General features: G+C 56.6%; 30 protein-coding genes. 16 read left to right on the top strand and 14 right to left on the bottom strand.

The window, feature by feature from the left end; all coding sequences use genetic code 11:
• Positions 1 to 48: 48 nt before the first annotated feature.
• Together KI614_RS08440 and KI614_RS08435 are read right to left on the bottom strand one after the other, a co-directional pair.
• Entirely contained in the window at positions 49 to 1,329 is a 1,281-nt protein-coding gene (locus tag KI614_RS08440; RefSeq protein WP_226404548.1) for an NAD(P)/FAD-dependent oxidoreductase, read from the bottom strand.
• Between the two features lie 12 nt (positions 1,330 to 1,341).
• On the bottom strand, positions 1,342 to 1,647 hold the full coding sequence (locus KI614_RS08435; protein WP_226404546.1) for a c-type cytochrome: 306 nt from the start codon (positions 1,645 to 1,647) through the stop codon (positions 1,342 to 1,344).
• A 183-nt stretch (positions 1,648 to 1,830) separates the two neighbouring features.
• Between KI614_RS08435 and KI614_RS08430 the strand changes: the two genes are divergently transcribed.
• The 11 genes from KI614_RS08430 (at position 1,831) to KI614_RS08380 (ending at position 10,808) form a co-directional block, all read left to right on the top strand.
• Positions 1,831 to 2,163 (top strand): ArsR/SmtB family transcription factor, encoded by a 333-nt coding sequence (locus KI614_RS08430; RefSeq protein WP_226404544.1) that lies wholly within the window; start codon positions 1,831 to 1,833, stop codon positions 2,161 to 2,163.
• Positions 2,164 to 2,196: 33 nt separating this feature from the next.
• Complete coding sequence (gene soxC, locus KI614_RS08425; protein WP_226404542.1) at positions 2,197 to 3,546, top strand: sulfite dehydrogenase; 1,350 nt, start codon at positions 2,197 to 2,199, stop codon at positions 3,544 to 3,546.
• A complete protein-coding gene (locus KI614_RS08420; protein WP_226404539.1) occupies positions 3,530 to 4,579 on the top strand; it encodes a c-type cytochrome in 1,050 nt (349 codons plus the stop codon). The genes soxC and KI614_RS08420 overlap by 17 nt, the downstream gene beginning before the upstream one ends.
• 23 nt (positions 4,580 to 4,602) lie before the next feature.
• Positions 4,603 to 5,070, top strand: coding sequence for a thiosulfate oxidation carrier protein SoxY (gene soxY, locus KI614_RS08415; protein WP_226404537.1), 468 nt, complete (start codon positions 4,603 to 4,605; stop codon positions 5,068 to 5,070).
• A 34-nt stretch (positions 5,071 to 5,104) separates the two neighbouring features.
• Positions 5,105 to 5,416 carry a thiosulfate oxidation carrier complex protein SoxZ gene (soxZ, locus tag KI614_RS08410; RefSeq protein WP_226404535.1) on the top strand — a complete coding sequence of 104 codons (312 nt, stop codon included), beginning with the start codon at positions 5,105 to 5,107 and terminating at the stop codon, positions 5,414 to 5,416.
• A 69-nt stretch (positions 5,417 to 5,485) separates the two neighbouring features.
• Positions 5,486 to 6,298, top strand: a complete 813-nt coding sequence (gene soxA, locus KI614_RS08405) for a sulfur oxidation c-type cytochrome SoxA (protein ID WP_226404533.1) — start codon at positions 5,486 to 5,488, stop codon at positions 6,296 to 6,298.
• A gap of 14 nt (positions 6,299 to 6,312) precedes the next feature.
• Positions 6,313 to 6,957: a sulfur oxidation c-type cytochrome SoxX gene (gene soxX / locus KI614_RS08400; protein WP_226404531.1), complete on the top strand. Its 645-nt coding sequence runs from the start codon at positions 6,313 to 6,315 to the stop codon at positions 6,955 to 6,957.
• 57 nt (positions 6,958 to 7,014) lie between these two features.
• Positions 7,015 to 8,736: a thiosulfohydrolase SoxB gene (gene soxB / locus KI614_RS08395; protein ID WP_226404529.1), complete on the top strand. Its 1,722-nt coding sequence runs from the start codon at positions 7,015 to 7,017 to the stop codon at positions 8,734 to 8,736.
• An 83-nt stretch (positions 8,737 to 8,819) separates the two neighbouring features.
• Positions 8,820 to 9,425 (top strand): rhodanese-like domain-containing protein, encoded by a 606-nt coding sequence (locus tag KI614_RS08390; protein ID WP_226404527.1) that lies wholly within the window; start codon positions 8,820 to 8,822, stop codon positions 9,423 to 9,425.
• A gap of 190 nt (positions 9,426 to 9,615) precedes the next feature.
• A complete protein-coding gene (locus tag KI614_RS08385; protein WP_226404525.1) occupies positions 9,616 to 10,107 on the top strand; it encodes an RNase H family protein in 492 nt (163 codons plus the stop codon).
• On the top strand, positions 10,101 to 10,808 hold the full coding sequence (locus tag KI614_RS08380; protein ID WP_226404523.1) for a hypothetical protein: 708 nt from the start codon (positions 10,101 to 10,103) through the stop codon (positions 10,806 to 10,808). Before KI614_RS08385 ends, KI614_RS08380 begins: the two co-directional genes overlap by 7 nt.
• A gap of 12 nt (positions 10,809 to 10,820) precedes the next feature.
• On the opposite strand, the gene KI614_RS08375 is transcribed toward KI614_RS08380, so the two are convergent.
• Genes KI614_RS08375 through mltG form a run of 6 tightly spaced genes read right to left on the bottom strand, consistent with a single transcriptional unit; the run spans position 10,821 to position 15,236 of the window.
• Entirely contained in the window at positions 10,821 to 11,480 is a 660-nt protein-coding gene (locus KI614_RS08375; RefSeq protein ID WP_203466657.1) for an ankyrin repeat domain-containing protein, read from the bottom strand.
• Positions 11,477 to 12,259, bottom strand: coding sequence for a TatD family hydrolase (locus KI614_RS08370; protein WP_226404521.1), 783 nt, complete (start codon positions 12,257 to 12,259; stop codon positions 11,477 to 11,479). Before KI614_RS08370 ends, KI614_RS08375 begins: the two co-directional genes overlap by 4 nt.
• Before the next feature lie 9 nt (positions 12,260 to 12,268).
• On the bottom strand, positions 12,269 to 12,631 hold the full coding sequence (locus KI614_RS08365; RefSeq protein ID WP_203466655.1) for a PilZ domain-containing protein: 363 nt from the start codon (positions 12,629 to 12,631) through the stop codon (positions 12,269 to 12,271).
• A 6-nt stretch (positions 12,632 to 12,637) separates the two neighbouring features.
• The gene (gene holB / locus KI614_RS08360) at positions 12,638 to 13,657 is read right to left on the bottom strand and encodes a DNA polymerase III subunit delta' (RefSeq protein ID WP_226404519.1); all 1,020 of its coding nucleotides are present in this window, start codon (positions 13,655 to 13,657) and stop codon (positions 12,638 to 12,640) included.
• Positions 13,654 to 14,268, bottom strand: coding sequence for a dTMP kinase (tmk, locus tag KI614_RS08355; protein ID WP_226404517.1), 615 nt, complete (start codon positions 14,266 to 14,268; stop codon positions 13,654 to 13,656). Before tmk ends, holB begins: the two co-directional genes overlap by 4 nt.
• Positions 14,265 to 15,236 (bottom strand): endolytic transglycosylase MltG, encoded by a 972-nt coding sequence (gene mltG, locus KI614_RS08350; protein WP_226404515.1) that lies wholly within the window; start codon positions 15,234 to 15,236, stop codon positions 14,265 to 14,267. The genes tmk and mltG overlap by 4 nt, the downstream gene beginning before the upstream one ends.
• A gap of 115 nt (positions 15,237 to 15,351) precedes the next feature.
• Between mltG and KI614_RS08345 the strand changes: the two genes are divergently transcribed.
• Both KI614_RS08345 and KI614_RS08340 read left to right on the top strand, forming a co-directional pair.
• On the top strand, positions 15,352 to 16,371 hold the full coding sequence (locus KI614_RS08345; protein ID WP_226404513.1) for a YgfZ/GcvT domain-containing protein: 1,020 nt from the start codon (positions 15,352 to 15,354) through the stop codon (positions 16,369 to 16,371).
• Positions 16,372 to 16,383: 12 nt separating this feature from the next.
• Positions 16,384 to 17,133: an NRDE family protein gene (locus tag KI614_RS08340; RefSeq protein ID WP_226404511.1), complete on the top strand. Its 750-nt coding sequence runs from the start codon at positions 16,384 to 16,386 to the stop codon at positions 17,131 to 17,133.
• On the opposite strand, the gene KI614_RS08335 is transcribed toward KI614_RS08340, so the two are convergent.
• The 4 genes from KI614_RS08335 to guaB all read right to left on the bottom strand — a co-directional run bounded on the left by KI614_RS08335 (position 17,103) and on the right by guaB (position 21,250).
• Entirely contained in the window at positions 17,103 to 17,585 is a 483-nt protein-coding gene (locus KI614_RS08335) for a L,D-transpeptidase (RefSeq protein WP_226404509.1), read from the bottom strand. The two genes, KI614_RS08340 and KI614_RS08335, sit on opposite strands and share 31 nt — an antisense overlap.
• Positions 17,582 to 18,022 carry a tRNA adenosine(34) deaminase TadA gene (gene tadA, locus KI614_RS08330; protein ID WP_226409283.1) on the bottom strand — a complete coding sequence of 147 codons (441 nt, stop codon included), beginning with the start codon at positions 18,020 to 18,022 and terminating at the stop codon, positions 17,582 to 17,584. The genes KI614_RS08335 and tadA overlap by 4 nt, the downstream gene beginning before the upstream one ends.
• Before the next feature lie 71 nt (positions 18,023 to 18,093).
• Entirely contained in the window at positions 18,094 to 19,728 is a 1,635-nt protein-coding gene (guaA, locus tag KI614_RS08325; protein ID WP_226404507.1) for a glutamine-hydrolyzing GMP synthase, read from the bottom strand.
• Positions 19,729 to 19,786: 58 nt separating this feature from the next.
• Entirely contained in the window at positions 19,787 to 21,250 is a 1,464-nt protein-coding gene (gene guaB / locus KI614_RS08320) for an IMP dehydrogenase (RefSeq protein WP_226404504.1), read from the bottom strand.
• A 63-nt stretch (positions 21,251 to 21,313) separates the two neighbouring features.
• On the opposite strand from guaB, the gene KI614_RS08315 reads away from it, so the two are divergent.
• Positions 21,314 to 21,808: a DUF4124 domain-containing protein gene (locus KI614_RS08315; RefSeq protein WP_226404502.1), complete on the top strand. Its 495-nt coding sequence runs from the start codon at positions 21,314 to 21,316 to the stop codon at positions 21,806 to 21,808.
• Between the two features lie 21 nt (positions 21,809 to 21,829).
• On the opposite strand, the gene KI614_RS08310 is transcribed toward KI614_RS08315, so the two are convergent.
• On the bottom strand, positions 21,830 to 22,156 hold the full coding sequence (locus KI614_RS08310; RefSeq protein ID WP_226404499.1) for an RnfH family protein: 327 nt from the start codon (positions 22,154 to 22,156) through the stop codon (positions 21,830 to 21,832).
• Entirely contained in the window at positions 22,149 to 22,592 is a 444-nt protein-coding gene (locus KI614_RS08305) for a type II toxin-antitoxin system RatA family toxin (protein WP_226404497.1), read from the bottom strand. Before KI614_RS08305 ends, KI614_RS08310 begins: the two co-directional genes overlap by 8 nt.
• A gap of 58 nt (positions 22,593 to 22,650) precedes the next feature.
• On the opposite strand from KI614_RS08305, the gene smpB reads away from it, so the two are divergent.
• Positions 22,651 to 23,100, top strand: coding sequence for an SsrA-binding protein SmpB (smpB, locus tag KI614_RS08300; protein ID WP_226404483.1), 450 nt, complete (start codon positions 22,651 to 22,653; stop codon positions 23,098 to 23,100).
• Between the two features lies 1 nt (position 23,101).
• Positions 23,102 to 23,731 carry a trimeric intracellular cation channel family protein gene (locus KI614_RS08295; protein WP_226404480.1) on the top strand — a complete coding sequence of 210 codons (630 nt, stop codon included), beginning with the start codon at positions 23,102 to 23,104 and terminating at the stop codon, positions 23,729 to 23,731.
• The last annotated feature ends 21 nt before the right edge of the window (positions 23,732 to 23,752 follow it).

Below are 23,752 nucleotides of genomic sequence, written 5' to 3'. Positions count from 1 at the left end.
CAGTCTGAGGCCGCATTTGCGGCCTTTTTCAATGGCGGCGACCAACGTTCAGGCCAGCATGTCAGCCCAGATATTTTTTGCCCAACCCATAGCAACCTTGCCTTCCAGTTCATTGCGTGCGGCAGAGACTCCGCCGGCTCCCTTGACCGGTTGTACGGTCTTGGTCGCGGCGTCGTACTGGTGCACGGATGCAACGTGAATCACATTTTTGGCATCAACGAAGCTGTAGCAGGTATTCATCACCACGGGGGCCGGGTTCGGCTCCAGCCCGGCCATCAGGTTAAGGATGGCTGCTGCAGCCAGCTTGCCGTGCTGATTTGCCATGTGGCCGGATTTCGGCATGGTTGGGGCAGGGAAGATGGCATCACCCAGGACATGAATGCCTGGCGTTCTGGTTGATTCCATGCTCAACCAGTTGATATCGACCCAGCGATTGTTGATCAGCTTGATGCCTGATTTGTGGGCGATATCGCCAGCACGGTGCGGCGGAATGACGTTCAGTACATCCGCCTTGAATTTGTCGAATTCAAGTATCGCGGTATTGCTGGCCACTTCAACATCTTTCACTTCACTGTTATTGCGATACTCGATCATGCCTTTGTAGAGATCTCCCCAAGCCTTGGTGAACAAGGCTTTTTTGGACATGACGTCCTCATTGGCGTCAAGAATGACAACCTTTGATTTGGGTTTGTTCTTTTTGAAATAATCGGCAACCAGGCAAGCACGCTCGTAGGGGCCGGGCGGGCAGCGGTAAGGAGCTTTGGGAATGGAGATGGCGTAGGTGCCGCCATCTTTCATCGATTCCAGCTGCTTGCGCAGGGCAACCGTCTGCGGACCTGCTTTCCAGGCATGCAGGATTTGGGCTTGAGCATCCGCCCCTTTGAGGCCAGGGATCTCATCCCACATGAAATCGACCCCCGGTGATAGTACGAGGCGATCGTAATTCAGAGAGGCGCCGGATTTGAGCGAAACCGTACGTTTTGCCGCGTCGACCGCGAGAACCTCATCCTGGACGACACGTACGCCCCATTTGCTTTTGAGGTTTTCGTAACTGACGGTGATGTCTTCCATCGTCTTTGTGCCACCGATGACCAGATTGGAAATCGGGCATGAAATAAACGTCGGATTACGTTCGATCAGCGTGACGTGCACGCCACCCTCGCTCCACATGCGCAGATACTTGGCGACAGTTGCTCCGCCATAGCCACCACCAACCACGACTACATGACCGTTTGCCTTGCCACCCATGGCTCCGCAGCCGTACATCGAGGCCATTGCGCTGGCTGCTGCCCCCATTTTGAGGAAATCACGTCTTTTCATCAGCATCATTTTGTTCTCCCCTTATTTTTGTGCGGCGAAATAGGTGGCAATCAGGTCCAGTTGCTCGTCGGTGTAACCCTTGGAAATCTGGTGCATGATCGATGCGGGTTTGTCGCCATTCTTGAAATCAGCCAGTTTCTGGAGAGTCTTGTCTTTAGGGATGCCGGCCAGAGAGTCCAGCCCGGCACCCTTGACTGCGTTGCCGTTGGTGCCATGACAATTTGCACAGGTGGCAGCCAGATTGCGGCCAAGGTTTGGATCAGCAGCGTATGCCACGCTACTTGTGGCAATCAGGCTCACCGCAACGGCGGTAGATAGCAGTTTCATCGAGACATCTCCTCTGAGTGATGGTGACAGGGTTTATAGCCGATTTTTGTTTTTCTGGATCAGCACAGGCTCAAGGGTAAAGCCCTTTGGCCCAAATTGCATGCTGCATCGCAACAATATTAGTAGTTGACTATATAAGCATGCAGTTATACATTAATTGTTAATCTAAATCAAAAAAACGGCATGGACGAAGCTCTTCAGGTCTACGAACAAGTGGCGCATTACTTTGGATTGCTGGCCGATCCGACGCGTCTGCGCATCCTTTCCTGTCTTTGCCTGGAGGAGCGTCCGGTTCACGAAGTTGTTGAAAAAATCGGTCTGACGCAAGCCAACATTTCGCGGCACCTGAACATTCTTTACCGCGCTGGCGTGGTTGAACGGCGACGGGAGGGAAGTTCGGTTCTGTACCGTGTGATCGATCCCAATTTTGTCGATATCTGCCGGACGGTCAGCATTACGGTGGCAAGTCGGGATCTGGGCGAGCAAATGGGATTGAGCGGCCGTAAGAAGCGGTAATTCAAATTCAATAAACGGAGGGGGATCAACTCTATGGTCGATGTATTGAAACAACCAGGGCGCCTGAAGCATGCCCCGGAGAATTTTCTGTCGGAGGCGCAGGTCAAGGCCGTGGCCGCTGGGCGGCGCGATTTTCTGCGTAAAAGTTTCATGGCCGCGGGGGCGACCCTGGCTATGCCGCTGGCAGCGCGTGCGGCCAGTGAAGGAGATCGCAATATCCTGGAACTGCCGGAATGGTCCACGACCCTTGGCAAACCGGTAGCGACCAATCCTTATGGCATGCCGTCGAGATTTGAAAGCCAGTTGCTGCGTCGCGAATCCCCCGGACTGGCACGTGTGGGCGGCGCTTCGGTTTCATTTGCGCCGCTGCAAGGGTTGTTTGGCATCATCACGCCGTCTGGCCTGCATTTTGAACGTCATCACCAAGGCTGGCAGGATGTCGATCCCGCCCGGCATCGTCTGATGATCAATGGTTCTGATGATTCGCTGCTGAAAAAGCCCAAGGTTTACTCGATGGATGAACTGATGCGCCTACCTTCGGTATCGCGCATTCACTTTATCGAGTGTGGCGCGAATACCGGGTTGGAGTGGGGCAATGTTGCCGTTCCGACCGTGCAATACACCCATGGCATGCTGTCCTGTTCAGAGTTTACCGGGGTGCCGCTCAAACTGCTGCTCGAAGACTGTGGCGTCGATTACAAGAAAGCCCGCTATGTGCTGGCCGAAGGCGCCGATGGCTCATCGATGACGCGCACCATTCCGATGGAAATGGTCGAGTCCGGTGAGGTTTTCGTTGCCTATGGCCAGAATGGTGAAATGCTGCGGCCGGAAAACGGTTATCCCTTGCGCCTCATTGTGCCGGGCGTTCAGGGGGTTTCATGGGTCAAATGGCTGCGTCGCATCGAGGTCGGTGACAAGCCGTATGCGACCAAGGATGAGGCCGTGCATTACATCGACCTGCAACCGAATGGTCTGCATCGTCAGTACAGTTCCATCCAGGAAGCCAAGTCGGTGATTACCTCGCCGTCGGGCGGTCAGACGCTGCTCGACAAGGGGTTCTACAACGTTACCGGTCTGGCCTGGTCGGGTCGCGGTCGCATCAAGCAGGTTGATGTTTCTTTCGATGGCGGTATCAACTGGCAGACCGCACGGATCGAAGGTCCGGTGCAGAACAAGGCGCTGACCCGCTTCAACATCAACTGGGTGTGGGATGGCAAACCGGCGATTTTGCAGTCGCGCGCAATCGATGAAACCGGCTATGTCCAGCCGAGTTATGGCCAGCTTCGCAAGGTACGCGGGACCAAGTCGATTTATCACAACAACGCCATCCAGTCCTGGAAAGTCATTGAAAGCGGGGAGGTCACCAATGTCCAGGTTCTCTAAGTCGGTTCTCGTTTTAGCCCTTTTTGGGGTGTCGACCGCAGCATTGCCTTTCGATAACTTCAAGGGAGTTGGGCGCCAGGCGACGCCGGCTGAAGTCAAGGCTTGGGACATCGACGTGCGTCCGGATTTCAAGGGCTTGCCGAAGGGCAAGGGCAATGTCGAGCGCGGCCAGGAGGTTTTCGAAGAAAAATGTGCTTCGTGCCATGGTTCATTCGGCGAGTCGAACGAGGTATTCACACCGCTGGCCGGCGGGACGACCAAGGACGATATCAAAACCGGCCGGGTCAAGGGCCTGTCTTCTGGTGAGTTGCCGCAGCGCACGACGTTTACCAAGGTGGCTACCATTTCAACCGTCTTTGACTATATCCAGCGCGCCATGCCCTGGACGGCGCCGAAGTCGCTGAAACCGGATGATGTCTACGCCATCCTGGCTTACTTGCTGAATCTGCAGGAAATTGTCCCCGGCGATTTCGAGTTGTCCGACAAAAATATGGGCGATGTGCAGAAACTGCTGCCCAACCGTAACGGCATGACGACGGACCACGGCATGTGGCCGGGGGCTTCGGCCAAAAAAGGCGGTATCGGCAACGGCGGTACGCCGGACGTCAAGAACACGGCCTGCATGAAAAATTGCAAGAGCGAAGTGCTGATCGGTTCCACCTTGCCGGATTACGCCCGTACTGCCCACGGCGAACTGGCCGATCAATACCGCTCCTTCGGCCCGGTGCGTGGCACCCGCACGCTCGGTGCGCCTGCAGCGACCACCAAACCGGCCGCCAATCCAGCGATGGAAATGGCGACCAAAAATGGCTGCATGGCCTGCCATGGCGTCAATAACAAGATCGTTGGTCCTGGCTACAACGAAGTGCTGGCCCGCTACAAGGACCAGCCTGATGCAGAGGATCGCCTGGTGACCAAGGTCAAGGCTGGTGGGCAGGGCGTCTGGGGGGCGGTCCCGATGCCGCCGAATGGGCACTTGAAGGATGAGGACTTGAAGACACTGGTCAAGTGGATTCTGTCCGGCGCGAAGTAAATCAATTTCTGAGAGGAGAAGTTATGAACAAGCAACGTCGCAATGTATTGAAGGCTGGTTCGGGCGCTGCCCTGATGAGCATTCTCGCCGCCGCCGGCATCATCACCCCGGGCATGGCCCTGGCTGACTGGAACAAGGCAGCTTTTGACGCCAAGAGCATGGCCGATACGCTGAAGGCGCTCGGGGCCGGTTCGCCAGCCGATAGCAAGGATGTTCAGGTGACCGGCCCGGACATCGCTGAGAACGGTGCCGTCGTACCGGTTGGCGTGGCATCCACGCTGCCCAACGTGACCATGGTCGCCATCCTGATCGAAAAGAACCCGAATGCGCTGGCCGCCAGCTTCAATCTGCCGGAAGGCACCGAAGCCAATGTCCAGACGCGCGTCAAGATGGGCCAGACGTCGAATATCTACGCCCTGGTCAAATCGGATGGCAAGTTCTTCATGGCGACCAAGGAAATCAAGGTCACCCTGGGCGGCTGCGGCGGCTGATCGGTAAAGACATTTAAAAATTTAGGAGATCGATATGGCAAATCCAATGAAAATCCGCGCCGCCAATAAGGATGGCGTGACCGAAGTCAAGGTCTTGATCAGCCACGAAATGGAAACCGGCCAGCGCAAGGATGCTGCCGGGGCCATCGTGCCGGCCTGGTTCATTACCGAGCTGACGGCCAAACATAACGACAAGGTCGTGCTGTCCAGTGAGTTTGGTCCGTCCGTATCCAAAAACCCGTACCTGGCATTCAAGTTCAAGGGCGGCGCCAAGGGCGACAAGATTGTTGTTTCCTGGAAGGACAACAAGGGCGATAGCCGGGCAGATGAGGCAGCTATCAACTGATTGCAGCAAATATGGCAGCTAAACGGCGTAGACCGTAGCTGCCCGTTTTATCCCCACGGAGGAGTGAAAATGACCCATCGATTACTTGTTTATTCGGTTGGAATGGCACTTTCTGCCTGTTTTTCCGGGCTGCTGATGGCTCAGGACAGAGTTGCCGATGAGCTGGCTAAATATCGTGAAGCGCTGGCCGATGGCAATCCGGCTGATTTGCTCGAAGTGAAAGGCGAGGGCTTGTGGTCCGAAAAGCGCGGTCCGAAAAAGGCCTCGCTGGAGCAATGCGACATGGGCCTTGGCCCCGGCAAGCTGGATGGTGCTTATGCCCAGTTGCCCAAGTATTTCAAGGATACCAACAAGGTAATGGACGTTGAATCCCGCCTGGTGCATTGCATGGTGAGCTTGCAAGGCTTCAAGCAGGAGGAGGTGACAAGGAACTGGTATTCAAAGCCGGGGACTGAGTCTGATATCGAGGCGCTGGTGACTTTCATCGGGGCAAAATCGAATGGCAAGCCGATCAATGTTCCTGCCGTGCATCCCGCTGAAGCAAAGATGGCCAAGATGGGCGAGTACATTTTTTACCGCCGCGCCGGGCCGCAGGATTTTTCCTGCGCAATCTGCCATGGCCAGGAAGGCAAGCGTATTCGATTGCAGGAACTCGGCAACCTGACCACCCAGGATGGTGCCGGCACGGCAATGAAAACCTGGCCGTCCTATCGCGTCTCCCAAGGTGCGGTGTGGACCATGCAGCGGCGGCTGATCGACTGCATGCGCCAGGCTCGCTGGCCGGAGCCCAATTATCTGGCTGATTCGGTCATCGCCCTGGAAACCTATCTGCAAAAAACGGCGACTGGCACGGTCATGGAAACGCCGGGCATCAAGCGTTGAAAAGGGAGATGACCATGAAACCGAAAATTGCCATTTTTTCCTTGATGACCGTAGCAGCCACGCCTGTTTTTGCCGGCAGTCCAGCGGATATTCCAGGGGGCAAGCATGCCGGGGAGGCTGAACGGATGTTCCTGGGTTCGTTCCGGGCCGACAATCCAAAATACTGGATGACTCGCCTGGTGCAGGATGAAACGATGAAAACCTGCGGTGAGTATCGCGATAACCCGCCTCGAAAAATCGGCGAGAAGCTGGAAAAACTCAACAAAGCCACAATTCGCTACCCGGTCGATGGCAAGCTGATTGGTGACTGGAAAGAGGGCGAAAAGCTGGCAGCCGTCGGTACCGGTGGGCACATTGGTTTTATCCAGCCAGATCCCGCAGACCGTGTGCGAGGCGGGAATTGCTACGCTTGCCATGAGTTGGCCAAGAAAGAAGTGGCTTACGGGACGATAGGCCCGAGCTTGCACCACTTTAGCAAGCTGCGCGGAACCTCCGATGAAATCGTCAAATACGCCTACGACAAGATATACAACTCGAACTCGTTTACGGCGTGTACCAACATGCCCCGTTTCGGCCTGCACAGTTGGCTGACGCCGGAGCAGATCACTCACCTCGTGGCTTTCTTGGTCGATCCGGAATCGCCGGTGAATAAAGACTGAGACTTGTGTCGTTAGCCTGGCCGGTACTTCGGCCGGGCGTTTTTCAAGGATAAGAAAATGAGCATGAATCGTCGGGAGTTCCTGCAGGTCATGGCCGTCGCTGCGGCTGGTGGCATGAGCCTGCACAGTGATTTTGTCCTGGCCGAGAAGGGCGCGGCCAAATTGTATGACCTGCCCAAATTTGGCAACGTCAGCCTGCTGCACATCACTGACTGCCACGCCCAGTTGTTGCCGATTTATTTCCGTGAGCCGAACGTCAATCTTGGCTTCGGTGATCAGTTCGGCAAGGTGCCACACTTGGTTGGCGACCATCTGCTCAAGCATTTCGGCTTTAAACCGAACAGTATTGAGGCCCATGCCTACACGTATCTGAATTTCGAAAAAGCAGCCCAGACCTACGGCAAAGTGGGTGGTTTTGCGCACCTTGCCACGTTGGTCAAGCGCATGAAGGCGACTCGTCCTGGCGCATTGCTGCTTGATGGTGGCGATACATGGCAGGGGTCCGGGACGGCATTGTGGTCGAATGCCCAGGATATGGTCGATGCCTGCAAGGCGCTCGGCGTCAATGTAATGACGCTGCACTGGGAGTCGACTTATGGTGAAGAGCGGGTCAAGGAAATCGAGGAAAAAGATTTCGCCGGTCAAATTGATATCGTTGCCCAGAACGTCAAAACGACTGATTTTGGAGATCCTGTTTTCAAGCCATTCGTGATGAAGAATATGAATGGCGTGCCGGTTGCCATCATCGGGCAGGCTTTCCCCTATACGCCAATCGCCAATCCGCGCTGGCAAACGCCCAATTGGAGCTTTGGCATCCAGGAAGACAACATGCAGAAAACGGTTGATGCCGCCCGTGCTGCCGGGGCCAAGGTTGTCGTCGTGTTGTCGCACAACGGCATGGATGTCGATTTGAAGATGGCATCGCGTATCCGTGGCATTGACGCCATCATGGGAGGACACACGCACGATGGCATGCCGGCCCCGGTGATCGTCAGGAATGACGGCGGACAGACGCTGGTAACCAATGCCGGTTCAAATGGAAAGTATCTTGGTGTGCTCGATTTTGATGTGAAAAACGGGAAAATTGCTGACTTCCGTTACAAGTTGCTGCCCGTCTTCGCCAATCTGTTGCCGGCGGACAAGGAAATGCAGGCGCTGATTGACAAGGCGAGGGCGCCTTATCTTGCAAAACTCGGTGAGAAACTGGCAATTACCGAAGGCACCCTGTATCGCCGGGGGAATTTCAACGGCACTTTCGATCAGCTGATCCTTGATGCGCTGATGAAGGTCAAAGATGCTGAAATTGCCTTCTCTCCCGGTTTTCGCTGGGGAACCTCATTGTTGCCGGGGCAGCCGATCCTGATGGAGCATGTCCTGGACCAGACGGCAATTACCTATCCATGGACAACCGTCACCAACATGAGCGGGGCGATGATCAAGACCGTGCTCGAAGATGTGTGCGACAACTTGTTCAATCCCGATCCTTATTACCAGCAGGGCGGTGACATGGTTCGCGTGGGCGGCCTGCAATATACCTGTGATCCAACCGGGAAAATGGGCAGCAGAATCCAGAACATGATGTTGCGCGGTCAACCGGTAGATCCGGCCAAAATCTATAAAGTTGCCGGCTGGGCACCTGTCTCGGAAGAGGCCAAAAACTCTGGGGAACCGATCTGGGATGTGGTGGCGACCTATCTGCGTGACATCAAGACCGTCAAGCCCGTGCACTTGAACCTGCCTTCACTGAAAGGCGTCGTGAACAATCCGGGAATGGTCTGATGGGCCGATTGATCTGAGTCAACCGGCTGATGGCGGCATCTGTTTAGCATGTTGCCTCAGCCTTTCAATCTTCAGGGACATTCATGAAACGTACGCTTTGTATTCTTTCGCTGGCTTGTCTGGCCACACTTTCCCACGCTCAGGAATGGAAGCAGGGTGCAAGCGACTGGGCCAATCTGCCGACCGTCAAACAATCCCGCCAGGGGCTTTACCTGACGCCGCAGCAAGCTTATGAAATGGTTCAGAAAGAAGGGAAAAACACGCTTTTTCTCGATATCCGCACACGAGCAGAAGCCATGTATGTCGGTATGCCGAGCGCCGTTGATGCCTTGGTTCCTTACGTTGAGCACCAGGAAATCATGGGTGAATGGGATGACAAACGGAATATTTACGTGCTCGAACCGAATGTCGATTTTCCTAAAGAGGTTGAACGTCGTCTGACAGATAAAGGACTCAACAAACAATCGCGCATCATTCTGATCTGCCGTTCCGGCGATCGGAGTGCCAAAGCGTCTGACTTGTTGGCGATGAGCGGCTTCTCGTCGGTTTACAGCATTGCCGAAGGATTTGAGGGCGACATGGGCAAAGAAGGCCCATCCGCCAACCGCCGTACGGTCAACGGCTGGAAGAACGCCAATCTGCCGTGGTCCTACAAGCTCGATAAGACAAAAATGTACTTTCCGAAATAGACCGAATGGCAAACTGCCGCGCTGAAGAGGAAATCAAAGATCGAATTTGATTTCTTTTTATTTTGATAATTTAACATAATACAAATTATACGAAGTCAATGAGGCAATCTTTCAGGGTGATTCGCACGCGGCAAACCCTGAAGTCAGTTTAAGATTCGGGCATCTTGTGATCCACCTTCATCCAGCTGAAATGTCGCGCAGAAAACCGAAGAAAAAAATACGCGTCATCTATCAGTCGGCTGGTCCGTTACCGCAGCGTATTGCTCATCTCTACGTTGGACAGCTGCTTGTTTTTACCGATGCCAGTCATCAACGGCACGGCGGTCTGGCTGCCGTCCTGTTCTCCAGCCCGGAGGCTGAGCCGATTATCGAAACTCGTACGGTTCCGGCTCTCGGGAGCAATACTCTGGAGTTGCACGCCGTCCTGTTCGGTCTGCTTCAAGCCGAGACTCATTTTCCCGGAAGTCGGCTGACGGTGTTCAGCGATAACCTTGATGCGGTCAACGTCTTGAAACAAGCAAAAACCAACGGCGTTCAAAGTTTGCACGCGCTGCCTGCCGAGTTTTCTCTGTCGATTATCGAGATGGTGTTGAGTCGTGCGGAGTTCCGCTGGGTCAAAGGTCATTCGTATTGCCGAGGCAATACGCTCGCTGATCTGCACGCAGGAAAAGCCGCATGCTGAATGGTCTGCTGCGCTTGATCCGCTTACTTGCGCTTGCCGGATTATGGGTTCGGATAGCTGTTGTCACGATCGGATTTTCTCCGGCCGGATTGCTGGCTGATGAGTGTGAAAAACTGCCGGCTCCGGCGGTCGTGATCAAACGTCTTGAAGAAAAAATATCGCTCAATTTCCAGTATGGCTACCGGTCATTGACCAATATTGGCGCGGGATCGATGAAGCCTGGCAGCCTTGTGTTGGGGCTGACTCGTGGCAATGCCAGTGTTCAGTTTTCAAGCCAGACACCGGGATATGTCGACCAAAGTGGTCGCTGGGAATGCATCAGCCCGCAAATTACGCTGACGTATGGATTCAGCCCCATGACAGTCTATGTGGCGCGTGAGTTTCCCGAAGGTAGTTGTGCCTACAAGGAGATTTATGAACATGAATTACGCCATGTGAAGGCCTACCAAAGCCATATTGCCGCTATTGAGAAGGATATCGGCGAGATGCTCACCCGCCGGTTTGCGACGGGTGATGTTTGGCGCGGTCCGGTTGGCTGGGCACGAACTCGTTTGCAACAGGAGCTGGAAGAGCGTTGGGTGCCCTATGTGCAACGGGAGATCAAGCGGGTCGATGCTGCGCAGGCGCTGATTGATACGCCGGAAGAATACGAGCGGCTGGCCAATAGCTGCGATGGCGCGGTGACAAAAGCAACGCGCTGAAGAACGATCTGCTTATTTAACCTGGATCGTCACGCTGCGCCCGGAGTGCCCCCCTACTCCTCTCAGCAGTTCGGCGATATCCGTATTTTGGGTTTTCAGCGCGAAATCGATCGCCGTTTCCCCTGACTCAACGGTTTTGTTGGGTTCGGCATTGTTGGCCAGGAGGAGTTTGACGATTTCAATATGCCCGCCACGTGCAGCGGCAATCAACGGCGTCGTCCCGTTTTCGCTGGCGGCATTGATGTTGGCGCCGGACTTGATGAGCAGGCGGGCAACCTCGGTTTGGCCGTTGAAAGCTGCGTAGGCTAGCGGTGTCCAGCCCGGCATATTAACGTTCGCGCCGCCGGCAATCAGCAACTCTGCCGCTTTCAGGTGTCCGCGAAAGGCTGCCAGGCGCAATGCGGTATCACCGGCAGCATTGCGTGCATTGACCTTGGCGCGTTGCTTGATCAGAAAATCGACCAATTCGTTATGGCCATCCCGGGCGGCAAGCATGAGCAGCGTGTTCCCGTCGATATCCGTGGTGTCTACCGAAGCGCCTTTGTTGACGAGTGCGGCGATATCCCTGGTGTCGCCCAGCTTGGCTGAACTGATCAGGTCATCATAGGTGCCGGCACTGGCGATGAGTGGAAAACAAGCGGCAAATACTACGGTCAACAGTCGTTTTTTCATGATTCCCACGGCCGGCTGGCATGTTTGAACAGCGTAAAGAAATTGTTGCTGGTTGCTTCGGTGACGGCTTCGGAAGAAATGGAACGCAAGCGGGCTATTTCTTCTGCCACGTGGCGAACGTAGGCGGGCTGATTTTGCTTGCCACGATAAGGAGCCGGCGCCAAATAAGGCGAATCGGTTTCGACCAGAATGCGGTCAAGGGGGCATTTTTGAGCCACTTCCTTGACGATGCTAGCATTCTTGAAGGTGACGATTCCGGAAAATGAAAGATAAAAGCCGAGATCCAGCGCGTCGCGGGCGATATCCCTGTTTTCGGTAAAGCAGTGCATGACCCCGCCGACCGTGTCGGCCCCCTCCTCCCGCATCAGGCGCAGCGTGTCAGCGGCGGACTCACGGGTATGGATGATCAGGGGTTTGCCGCAGGTCTTCGCAGCCCTGATGTGCGTACGGAAACGTTCGCGCTGCCATTCCGGTTTGTCTTTTTGCCAGTAGTAATCCAGCCCCGTTTCACCGATTCCGATCACTTTTGGGTGTGCCGCCAGCTTGAGCAATCCTGCTTCGGTGGGTTCTTCGACATCCGTGTATTCCGGATGGACGCCAACCGTGGCATACAACTGATGATGCGCTTCCGCCAGGGCGAGAACCTTTGGAAAATCCTCAAGATTGACGCCAATGCAGACCGCGCAACCGACAGAATTTTCCTGCATGCGCTGCAGGATGTCCGACACTTGGCTGGCCAGGTCGGGGAAATCGAGATGACAGTGGGAGTCGACCAGCATCGGGGTCGTTTACAGCGTGTGCGTCGGGCGGGCAGACTGCATGACGCCGCCGAGCAGGCCTTCAATTTTGCGACGAGCTTCCTGGCCGCTTTCGTCATTGTTGAAGTGCACGCCGATACCCTGTGCTCGCCCATTTTGGGCGCCCGCCGGTGTGATCCAGATGACGGTACCGGCGATCGGCAGTTTGGCCGGATCGTCCATCAGTGAAAGAAGCATGAAAACTTCGTCACCAATGTTGTAACCGCGCGTTGTCGGAATGAAAATCCCGCCGCAGCGCAAATGGGGCATGTAGGCAGCGTAGAGCGCAGACTTCGAGTTGATGTTCAGCGAGAGAACGCTCGGACGTTGCGGAGCGGATTTAACTTCACTCATCGTTGATCAATTGGCAAACAGGGCTCGATAGTCAAGAAAGATACCTTCCAGAAAAAGACGCGCGTTCAGCGGCTGTTCGGCTTCCTGGCGGCGTGAAATCATGTGGCGGTAACAATGTAATAAACGTACAGCAGGAATCATATCAGCCAAGCCGGTCATTGTGGCCTGCTGAGGTAGAAAATATCGAGTCGGCATGCCGTTTTTGGCCAGGTTCAAATCGATCAGCCACTTTTGCAGTGCTTCAACTACGGTTTTGAGCAACAGCTTGCCCTTGCTGTCCTTGACTGCTTTTTCCAGTTCGGCCGCCATGGCCAGCGGATCAGCATGGCGACCTGCGGACAGTCGTTTGACCAACAGTTCCAGCCATGCGCCTTGCCCTGATGTTGCGAGTTCAATTGCCAGGCTGGGTGAGCCTCCGGCCAGGGCCAGCCAGCGTGCTGCATCGGGAATGCCATCGTCAGCCAGTACTTGTGCTGCAACCTTGCTTGACGGAAGGGCGACCGGCATTGTCTGGCATCGGCTCCGGATTGTTGGTAGCAAGCGAAGTGGTTCGCTTGAAACCAATAAAAACAATGTATTTGGCGCAGGTTCTTCGAGTGTTTTGAGAAGTGCGTTTGCGGTGTTTCGATTCATTGCTTCTGTCGGGTTGACCACGACAATACGCAATCCAGCTCGATGGGTACCGACAATCAGGAAGTCATCAAGACCTCGAACCTGGTCGATGGTGATCTGCTGGCTGGGTTTCTTTTTGCCCTCTTCCGCTTCCAGGTCGGCCGAGAGCGCTTCGGGTTGCAGCAGGCGAAAATCAGGATGGTTGCCTTGGCTGTACCAGTTGCATGCGAGGCAAGTGCCGCACGGAATACCTGTGTGCTGCGGTTGTTCGCAAAGCAGGCTGGCGGCAAACAGCTTGGCGAGCTCAAACTTGCCGATCCCTTTTTGGCCAACAAGGAGTAGTGCATGCGGAAGCTTTTGACGCCTGCCCTGAAGATCGCTCCAGACTTGTTCGTGAAGTTTTAATATGTTCATAAACAGGCTTCTAGGACTGTTTTTTCAATTTTTACTTTAATATCTTCAAGGCTGTGGCTGGCGTCAATGGTGCGAATCCTGAGCGGGTTTGTGCTGGCCCTCTCAAGATAGGCCTGGCGGACTCGTTCGTGAAAATCGGCGCGCTCCTGCTCGAAACGATCGAGTACCCGACTTGCCCGTGCAATGCGTTCACGTGCAACATCGAGTGGCAGGTCGAACAGCAAGGTCAGGTCAGGTTGCACATGTTCGTGAACCCAGTGCTCCAGCGCCAGGAATTTGGCGCGATCAAGTCCTCTGCCGCCCCCCTGGTAGGCATACGTGGCATCGCTGAACCGGTCGCAGACAACCCACTCGCCGCGCGCGAGTGCAGGTTCGATCAGGCGTGCGAGGTGCTCGCGACGTGCGGCGAACATCAATAGCGTTTCTGTTTCGAGGTGCATTGGATCGTTGAGCAGCAATGTGCGCAGCTTTTCCCCGAGTTCGGTACCGCCGGGCTCGCGGGTAACATGAACCGTTTTCCCTTGGGTGCGAAGCCAGTCGGCCAGCCATTCAACGTGACTGCTTTTGCCGGCACCGTCGATGCCTTCGAAAGTGATGAATTTACCTTTCACTTCCCACCTCTCTGATATTTATTGACGGCCCGATTATGTTCGTCGAGCGTGCGTGAAAATTCGCTGCTGCCATCGCCGCGAGCAACAAAGTAAACAGCCTCGCTTGCCGCCGGATGCAGTGCGGCATGCAGTGACGCAAGGCCTGGCATGGCTATGGGTGAAGGCGGCAAGCCGGCGCGCGTGTAGGTATTGTACGGCGTATCCGTTTGCAGATCGTGCTTGCGCAGATTGCCATCAAACGCTTCGCCGATGCCGTAGATGACGGTCGGGTCTGTTTGCAGCAACATCCCCTTGCGCAGGCGATTGACGAATACCGCAGCAACCAGTGAGCGATCTGCTTCCCGGCCTGTTTCCTTTTCAACGATAGAGGCCATGACGAGTGCCTCGTCGGTATTTTTGTAAGGCAATCCTGAGGTCCGCCCAGCCCATTCGCTATCGAGCTTGCGCTGCATTGCCCGGGCTGCCCGGGCGATCAGTTCCAGATCGCTGGATTGCTTGTCGAACAAATAAGTGTCGGGAAACAGCCGGCCTTCGAGTTGAGTGACAGCCAAACCAAGGCGCTCAATGATCTGATTCTCTGTCAGGCCACGCGTCTGGTGGTCGAGATCCGGGTGTTTATCGAGGCGGGCGCGCCACTGCTTGAAGGTCCAACCCTCAACCAATGTCAGTTCGCCTTGTGTTACCTCACCGCGTGTCAGTTTGCCGAGTAATTGCGTCGGCGTTATGCCTTGGCTGATCGAGTAGCTGCCAGCCTTGATACCGGTTTCCTGCTTGTTGATCCGGGCCAGCAGGGCGAGCAGCGTTGGTTCGACGCTGACTCCGGCTTCCTGCATCTGAGCGATTGCCGAGCGCAGGCTGCTACCGGGGGTAATACGGAAATCGAGCGGTGATGAGCGCAGGCTCAGTGCTTGGTTTGACCACCACCAGCCAGCCCCGGTCAGGGTGCCCAGCAGCAGTAAAAGCAGCAAAAATGATCTAAATAGTTGTCGCACGGGAACTCGTTTGCAGCAGGCTGGTCTTGCCCGTGTAGAACGAGCACCTTAATCGGGCGATATAATATCCCAAACCCCCACTGGAGCCCCCATGAACCCCACCTGGCGCAGCTTTCTGGAAACCGCCGCAGGCGTTTTCGACACTGAGTCCTCCCCTATTCTCCTGAACTTTGGCGATGCCGCCGGAGAGCTTCAGGCCGCAGACGGACAAACCATTCTTGTTCCGCTCACCCATCTTGGGCTGCTCGATGTTTCCGGTGAGGATGCCAAGTCCTTCCTGCACAGCCAGTTCACGAGCGACATCAACCATCTCGGTGCGGGCCAGGTTCAGCACAGCGGTTGGTGTACGGCCAAAGGCCGCATGCAGGCAAGCTTTCTGGCCTGGCGCGATGGAGAACGTTATCAATTGGCCATTTCAGCCGATTTGCAGGAAGCCGCGCAAAAGCGCCTGCAGATGTTCATTCTTCGTTCCAAGGTTAAATTGGCTTCGTTGACCGACAGCACGATTTTGCTTGGCCTGGCCGGCCCTCTTGCTGCCGGGCTACTGGCTGATGCCGCGCTGCCCTGCCCGGATGCAGCCATGACCAGCTTGCAGGCCGACGGTGTCACGGTCGTTCGCCTCGATACCCAGCGTTTCCTTTTGGCAGTCCCCGAATCAGCCGCGGCTGTGCTGTGGGCAAAACTCTCGGTCAAAGCTCGCCCGGCAGGCATTCCAGCCTGGCGCTGGCTGGATATCCAGGCGGGCTATCCGCTCGTCACCTTGGCCACCAAGGAAGAATTTGTTCCTCAAATGGCCGATTTCGAAAAAATCGGCGGAGTCAGTTTTCACAAAGGCTGTTACCCAGGGCAGGAGATCGTTGCCCGGACCCAATATCTGGGCAAGGTCAAGCGCCATCTGTATCGCCTGAGCAGCCCGGTTGCCTTGAGCGCGGGCGATGTGCTGCACTCGCCGGATAATCCCGACCAGTCCTGCGGCATGGTGATGACTGCAGCCCCTTCTCCGACGGGTGGTTACGAGGGGCTGGGCGTTGTGCAATCGAATTACGCCGGTAATGTTCGCCTGGGGGCCCTGACGGGGCCTGAGGTGAAGGCTGTCGCGGTCAACCCGTAAAAACGGCCCAATATGTGCCTGATTGTTCTGGGCTGGCAGGCGCATGTCGAGTTTCCGCTACTCGTCGCGGCCAATCGCGACGAGTTTTATGCCCGGCCAACCGCCTTTGCGGCACGTTGGCCGGATACGCCGCAGGTGATTGGCGGCCTGGATCTTGAGGCAGGCGGTACCTGGCTGGGCGTGACTGAGTCCGGGCGTTTTGCGGCCGTGACCAATGTGCGCGAGCCGGGTGCGAGCAAGGGGCAACGTTCGAGAGGCGAACTGACGCGTTCATTTCTGCAGTCCGATATTTCGGCCAAGCACTATATTGCCCAACTCGACATGAGCGAGTTTTCAGGCTTCAACCTCTTCGTCTCGGATGGCCATAGCCTGTATTACTGCTCGAACCGCCATACCCAGGCGCAACGGTTGCTACCGGGAATCTACGGGGTTTCCAACCATTTGCTCGACACCCCGTGGCCGAAGTTGGTCAAGGCACGCCAGGCATTTGCCGATGCCTTGCCCGGCTTGCCAGACGAAACCCCGTTTTTTGATTTGTTGGCCGATCGGGAACAGGTCGATGATGCACGTCTGCCGAATACGGGGGTACCGCAGGCCTGGGAGCGCCTGCTCTCATCGATATTCGTACAATCAGAAAATTATGGAACGCGGGCGTCGATCGTGCTTCAGCAAAAAATCGATGGTTCCTTACGCTTGAGTGAGCGCAGTTTCGGCCCCAACGGGCAGGTGCTTCAGTCTTCTGTTATTTCGACCAGCGTGTAGCATGGCACCAGGTCGAACAACTCGATGATATCGACATTGCGCATGCGAATGCAGCCATGCGATCCGGGGATGCCCATTTCTGCGCTATCAGGGCTACCGTGGATGTAGACGTAACGCCGCATGGTATCGACGTTGCCGCAACGGTTGCGGCCGGGTTCGCAGCCGGATAGCCAGAGGATTCGGGTCAGTATCCAGTCGCGTCCGGGAAAGGCTTCGGAGAGTTCCGGGGTCCAGATTTCACCTGTCGGGCGTCGGCGCACAAAAACGGTATTGGCTACCTGCCCTGCTCCGATTTTGGCTCGAATCAGATGTTGACCGCGCGGCGTCTGGTAACTGCCCGACACTTCTCCAACGCCGGCCTTGGCCGTTGAAATCGAATACTCGCGGATCAATTCGCCATGTTCATCAAAGACGCTCATGTGCTGACGGGCGACGGAAACCAGCAATTTCATGCGTTTTTCTTGCGTCGACCGGCGAAAAACTGCGACAGCATGCGGCTGCATTCGTCAGCGAGAACGCCACCTTCGACCGTTGCGTGATGATTCAGGCGCTCGACGCCGAACAGATCGACGACGCTGCCATGCACGCCGGTCTTGGCATCGCGTGCGCCGTAGATGACGCGGCTGATGCGGGCATGCATGATGGCGCCGGCACACATCGCGCAAGGCTCCAGCGTCACGTAAAGCTCGCAACCCGGCAGGCGGTAATTGCCGAGCGCCCTCGCTGCGTCGCGCAAGGCGGCGATTTCGGCATGCGCCGTCGGGTCGCTTTCACCGATCGGCGAATTGAAGCCGCGCCCGACGATTACGCCGTCACGCACGACAACGGCGCCAACCGGCACTTCGCCCAGGCATTCGGCTGCACGCGCCAGCGAAATCGCTTCGCGCATGAAAAACTCGTCGCCGAGACCGTTGACCGGTTCGGCGACGTCCGTCTCGAAGAAGGGTTCGAACGCGTCGCTCATTCCCACTCGATGGTGGCTGGCGGCTTGCCCGACACGTCGTACACCACCCGGTTAAGGCCGCGCACTTCGTTGATGATGCGGTTCGAGACCTTGCCGAGCAAGTCGTACGGCAGGTGCGCCCAGTGCGCGGTCATGAAGTCGCTGGTGACCACGGCGCGCAGCGCGACGACATTCTCGTAGGTTCGGCCATCGCCCATCACGCCAACACTCTTGACCGGCAGGAAGACGGCAAAGGCCTGGCTGGTCAGGTCGTACCAGGTCTTGCCGATGTCGGCCTCGGTACAGGCACCGGCGGCAACATCGCGTTCGGTGGCGACGGTGGCACGTAGTTCGTCGATGAAGATCGCATCGGCGCGTTGCAACAGGTGGGCCGCCTTCAGGGTGACTTCGCCGAGGATGCGCACGCCCAGGCCGGGACCCGGGAACGGGTGGCGATAGACCATTTCGCGCGGCAAGCCGAGCGCGACGCCGAGTTCGCGGACTTCGTCCTTGAACAGCTCGCGCAGCGGTTCGAGCAGCTTCAAATGCATGTCTTCCGGCAGGCCGCCGACGTTGTGGTGGCTCTTGATGGTGTGGGCGCCCTTCTTGCCCTTGCCGGCCGATTCGATCACGTCCGGGTAGATCGTGCCCTGGGCCAGCCATTTTGCGGAGACCAGCTTCTTCGACTCGGCCTGGAAGACTTCGACGAATTCTTTGCCGATGATCTTGCGCTTCTGTTCCGGGTCGGAAACACCGGAAAGCTTGCCCATGAAGGCGTCGACCGCGTCAACGCGAATCACCTTGACGCCGAGATTACGGGCGAACATATCCATCACCATGTCGCCTTCGTTCAGGCGCAGCAGGCCGTGATCGACGAAAACGCAGGTCAGCTGGTCGCCGATGGCGCGATGAATGAGTGCGGCGGCAACGGAGGAATCAACGCCGCCGGACAGGCCGAGGATGACGTCATCCGTGCCGACCTGGGCGCGGATGGAGGCAACCGCTTCGGCGATGTAATCGCCCATCACCCAGTCGGTACCGCAGCCGCAGATGCCATGCACGAAGCTCTCGAGAATGGCGCGGCCCTGCACGGTGTGCGTGACTTCCGGGTGAAACTGCACGGCGTAGAACTTGCGGCTCTCGTCGGCCATGCCGGCGATCGGGCAGGACGGCGTCGAAGCCATGGTCTTGAAACCGGCGGGCAATTCCATCACGGAGTCGCCGTGGCTCATCCAGACCTTGAGCATGCCGTGGCCTTCGGCCGTCGTGAAGTCGGCGATATCCTTCAATAGTGCGGTATGGCCGTGGGCACGGACTTCCGAATAACCGAATTCGCGCGCCTTGCCGGCGGCCTCGGCGGTCATCACCTTGCCGCCCAGTTGCTGTGCCATGGTTTGCATGCCGTAGCAGATGCCGAGTACCGGAATCCCCAGATTGAACACCACTTCCGGCGCGCGTGGCGTATCGCCTTCGGTCACCGAGCTCGGGCCGCCGGACAGGATGATGCCCTGCGCGCCATAGCTGCGGATGAACTCTTCGGAAACATCGTACGGATGAATTTCGCAGAACACCTTCGCTTCGCGAACGCGACGGGCGATCAGCTGGGTGACTTGCGAACCGAAATCGAGGATGAGGATTTTCTGGTGAGCCATTTCAGAACCTTGAAAGAACAAGGGCGGCTCGGAGCCGCCCTCTGGGACACGGAATTAATTAGTCGAGGTGGTAGTTCGGTGCTTCCTTGGTAATCTGCACGTCGTGGACGTGAGATTCGCGGATGCCGGCCGAAGTGATTTCGACGAAACAGGCGTTGTCGTGCATGTGGGCAATCGTCGGGCTGCCGAGGTAGCCCATCGAGGAGCGCAGGCCACCGACCAGCTGGTGGATCACGGCGAGCACCGAGCCCTTGTAAGGCACACGACCTTCGATACCTTCCGGCACGAACTTGTCGACGTTGTTGGTGTTTTCCTGGAAGTAGCGATCCGACGAACCAGCCTGCATCGCACCCAGCGAACCCATGCCGCGGTAAGACTTGTAGGAGCGGCCCTGGAACAGCTCAACCTCGCCCGGCGCTTCTTCGGTGCCGGCGAACAGGCCGCCCAGCATGACCGTATCGGCACCGGCGGCGATCGCCTTGGCGATGTCGCCGGAGTAGCGGATGCCGCCGTCGGCGATCATCGGCACGCCGCTGCCCTTGAGGGCTTCGGAAACGTTCTGGATGGCGGTGATCTGCGGCACACCGACACCAGCAACGATACGCGTCGTGCAGATGGAGCCGGGACCGATCCCGACCTTGACACCATCGGCACCCATGTCGACCAGTGCACGTGCTGCATCGGCCGTGGCGATGTTGCCGCCGATCACTTCGATCTGCGGGAAATTTTTCTTGACCCACTGGACGCGGTCGAGCACGCCTTGCGAGTGGCCGTGTGCCGTATCGACGACGATTACGTCAACGCCAGCTTCGGCAAGTGCTTCGACACGTTCTTCGGTGCCGGCACCAACGCCGACGGCAGCACCAGCACGCAGACGGCCGGTGGCATCCTTGTTGGCCAGCGGATGTTCGGTGGACTTCAGGATGTCCTTGACGGTGATCAGGCCGCGCAGGTGGTACTGGTCATCAATGACCAGTACGCGTTCCAGGCGATGCTTGCGGATCAGTTCCTTGGCGTCTTCGACGCTGGCTTCCTCGTTGACCGTCACCAAGCGCTTGCGCGGCGTCATGATCATCCGGACCTGCTGGTCGAGATTGGTTTCAAAGCGCAGGTCGCGGTTGGTGACTATGCCGACTACCTTGCCGGCCTTGTCGATGACCGGCAGGCCGGAAATCTTGTGCTGACGGGTGATTTCGATCACGTCGCGCACCGTCATCAGCGGCGAAACGGTAATTGGATCGCGCAGAATGCCGGATTCGAAGCGCTTGACCTTGGCCACTTCGGCCGCCTGGGCCTTGGCAGAAAGGTTCTTGTGGATGATGCCGATGCCACCTTCCTGAGCCAGTGCAATGGCCAAGCGACCTTCCGTCACGGTATCCATGGCGGCGGACAGTAGCGGCAGGTTCAGGGTGATGTTGCGGGTCAGACGTGTGGCCAGGCTGACATCGCGTGGCAGAATCTGAGAGTGTGCGGGGACGAGCAGGACGTCGTCAAAAGTAAGGGCTTTTTGCAGAATGCGCATGGCCTTTAATCCAAGGTCACAAAATCGTATTATACAGAAAACCTGCAAAAACCCGGATAGCCCATGAAAAGACTCTTGATTATTGCTTTCGCCATGACGTCGACCGCAGCAAGCCTGTGTGTGCAAGCCCAGACTTACCAGTGGAAGGATGCCAACGGTAGAACGATCATTTCCGACACGCCGGGACCCGGCGCTGCCAAATCCCCGCGCTCAACTGGCAATGCCGCACCCGCTCCGGCGCCTGCGGCTGAAAAGGCCGGCGAAGCGGTGAAGGCGGCACCACCGCCGCCGCAAAAGTCGATTGCCGATTTGAATCTTGAATTCAAGAAGCGTCAGCAGGATGCCAAGGAGAAAGCTGACAAGGAAGCCAAGGATCAAGCGGCTCGTGCCGAGAATCAGGAAAACTGCGAGCGGGCCAGAAGAACGCTGACGGCCTTGCAGAATGGTCAGCCGATGGCGCAGCTGAACGAAAAGGGTGAAAGCCAGCTGATGGACAACAGCCAGCGCGAACAGGAAATGGAGCGCGCCCGTCGTTTCGTCACCGAGGCTTGCCGATAGCGAACTATCCGCCGATATGGATCAGGCCTCGGAGGCGTCGGTATCGCCGGCGCCTTTTTTCATGACCTTGCCTTCGGCGGCACGCTGTTTGCGCACTTCTTTCGGGTCGGCAATCAAGGGGCGATAAATTTCGACGCGATCCCGATCGCGCAGTACGGCATCGGTTTTCGACAGCTTGTTCCAGATGCCGAATTTGTTTTTCTTCAGGTCGATTTCAGGGTGTTTTTCAAGTAGACCGGAAGATTCGAGGGCTTGCTGCAGTGTGGCGCCAAGCGGCAATTTGACACTGACCAGGGCCTGTTTTTCGAGTTGCGCGTAGCACACTTCAACATTGATCATTTCAGCCATGGCTGGCTCCATAAACTTGGGCGGCACGACGCACGAAGGCGTCAACAAAAGTGTTGGCAATATGGCTGAACACCGGGCCAATGACTTTTTCGAATAATTTGCTGGAAAACTCGTAGTGCAGTTGGAATTCGATCTTGCAGGCATTATCGGCCAGTGTCTTGAAGTGCCATGCGCCCTCCAGGCGACGGAAAGGGCCATCGACCAGGCGAATTTTCATCAACTTCGGCTGATCCTTGTCGTTTTCCGTCGTAAACGAGGATTTGACCGCGTGGTAGTTGATATGCAGCGTCGCTACCGTTTTCAGCGCATCGCGAAACTTGACTTCGGTTTTGCTGCACCAGGGCAGAAAAGCCGGATAGTCTTCGCAGGCATCGACCAGCGCAAACATGCGCTCGGCGGATTGCTCAATGAGTACTGTTTTTTCGACCAGAGCCATGCGGCAGCCACGTTCCTGTATCCTGTAGAATTCACGATTTTAATGGAACACCGGCAGCATGAGCATTACGGCCAACAAAAAAGCCTTTCACGAATACTTCATTGAAGAGAAGTACGAGGCGGGTATTGCCCTCCAGGGATGGGAGGTCAAGGCGATTCGTGCTGGCCGGATGAATATCAAGGAATCCTACGTCATCATCAAGAATGGCGAAATTTTCCTGATTGGCATGCATATCACGCCCCTTCCTACGGCGTCGACGCATGTCAATCCTGACCCGACCCGGACTCGCAAGCTGCTGCTACATGCCGCCGAAATCAATAAATTGATCGGCAAGGTTGAGCGAGCCGGCTTCGCCCTGGTGCCGCTTGACCTGCATTACGCACGCGGCCGGATCAAGCTCGAGGTTGGCCTGGCCAAGGGCAAGAAGCAGCACGACAAGCGCCAGGACGAGCAAGAAAAAGACTGGACGCGCGAAAAAGAGCGTTTCCTGAAAGAGCAAAAAAACTAAAGTGAGCGTCGATGCCCTGCTCTACTGGGTCGGCATGGCGGCTGTGGCCGTCAATGCGCTGACCGGAGTGCTTGATTCACGGCGCAAGGAAATGGACCTGATTGGCGCCTTGCTGGTTGGCGTTGCGACCGCGCTGGGTGGCGGTACGATTCGTGATTTGCTGCTCGACCGGAATGTTTTTTGGGTCGTCGATCAAACTTACCTGGTCGCTGCACTGGTCACCGGGCTGCTCAGCTTTTTCATCGCCCGCGCCTTCGACATTGCGCCACGACTGTTCTTGATTCCCGACGCCATCGGTCTTGCGCTTTTCGCCATCGTCGGCACCCAGGTTGCCTTGCAATGGCATACCCCCTGGTTGGTAGCCAGTCTGATGGGCGTCATTACCGGCGTGCTGGGCGGGGTTTTGCGCGACATTCTGTGCAACGACGTGCCCAGCATCTTCCTCAAGGGCGAGCTTTATGCCTCGGCCGCATGGTTCGGCGCCCTGGCATTGATTGGTTTGCAAGCCATCGGGATGTCGCCTGTTGCAGCAACCTGGGTGGCCATGGCGCTGGTCCTGGCGCTGCGTTTGCTAGCCATGCGCTTTCATATCACCTTGCCGGCTTTTGGCCAGGCCAGAGCAGCGCGTTGAAGCGCCCTTCCATCAATTACT

The sequence above is a fragment of the Dechloromonas denitrificans genome, from assembly GCF_020510665.1.
GTDB classification, from domain to species: Bacteria; Pseudomonadota; Gammaproteobacteria; order Burkholderiales; family Rhodocyclaceae; genus Azonexus; species Azonexus denitrificans_B.
Note: the sequence above shows the minus strand (reverse complement) of the source record. Positions and strands in the feature narration are given on the sequence as shown.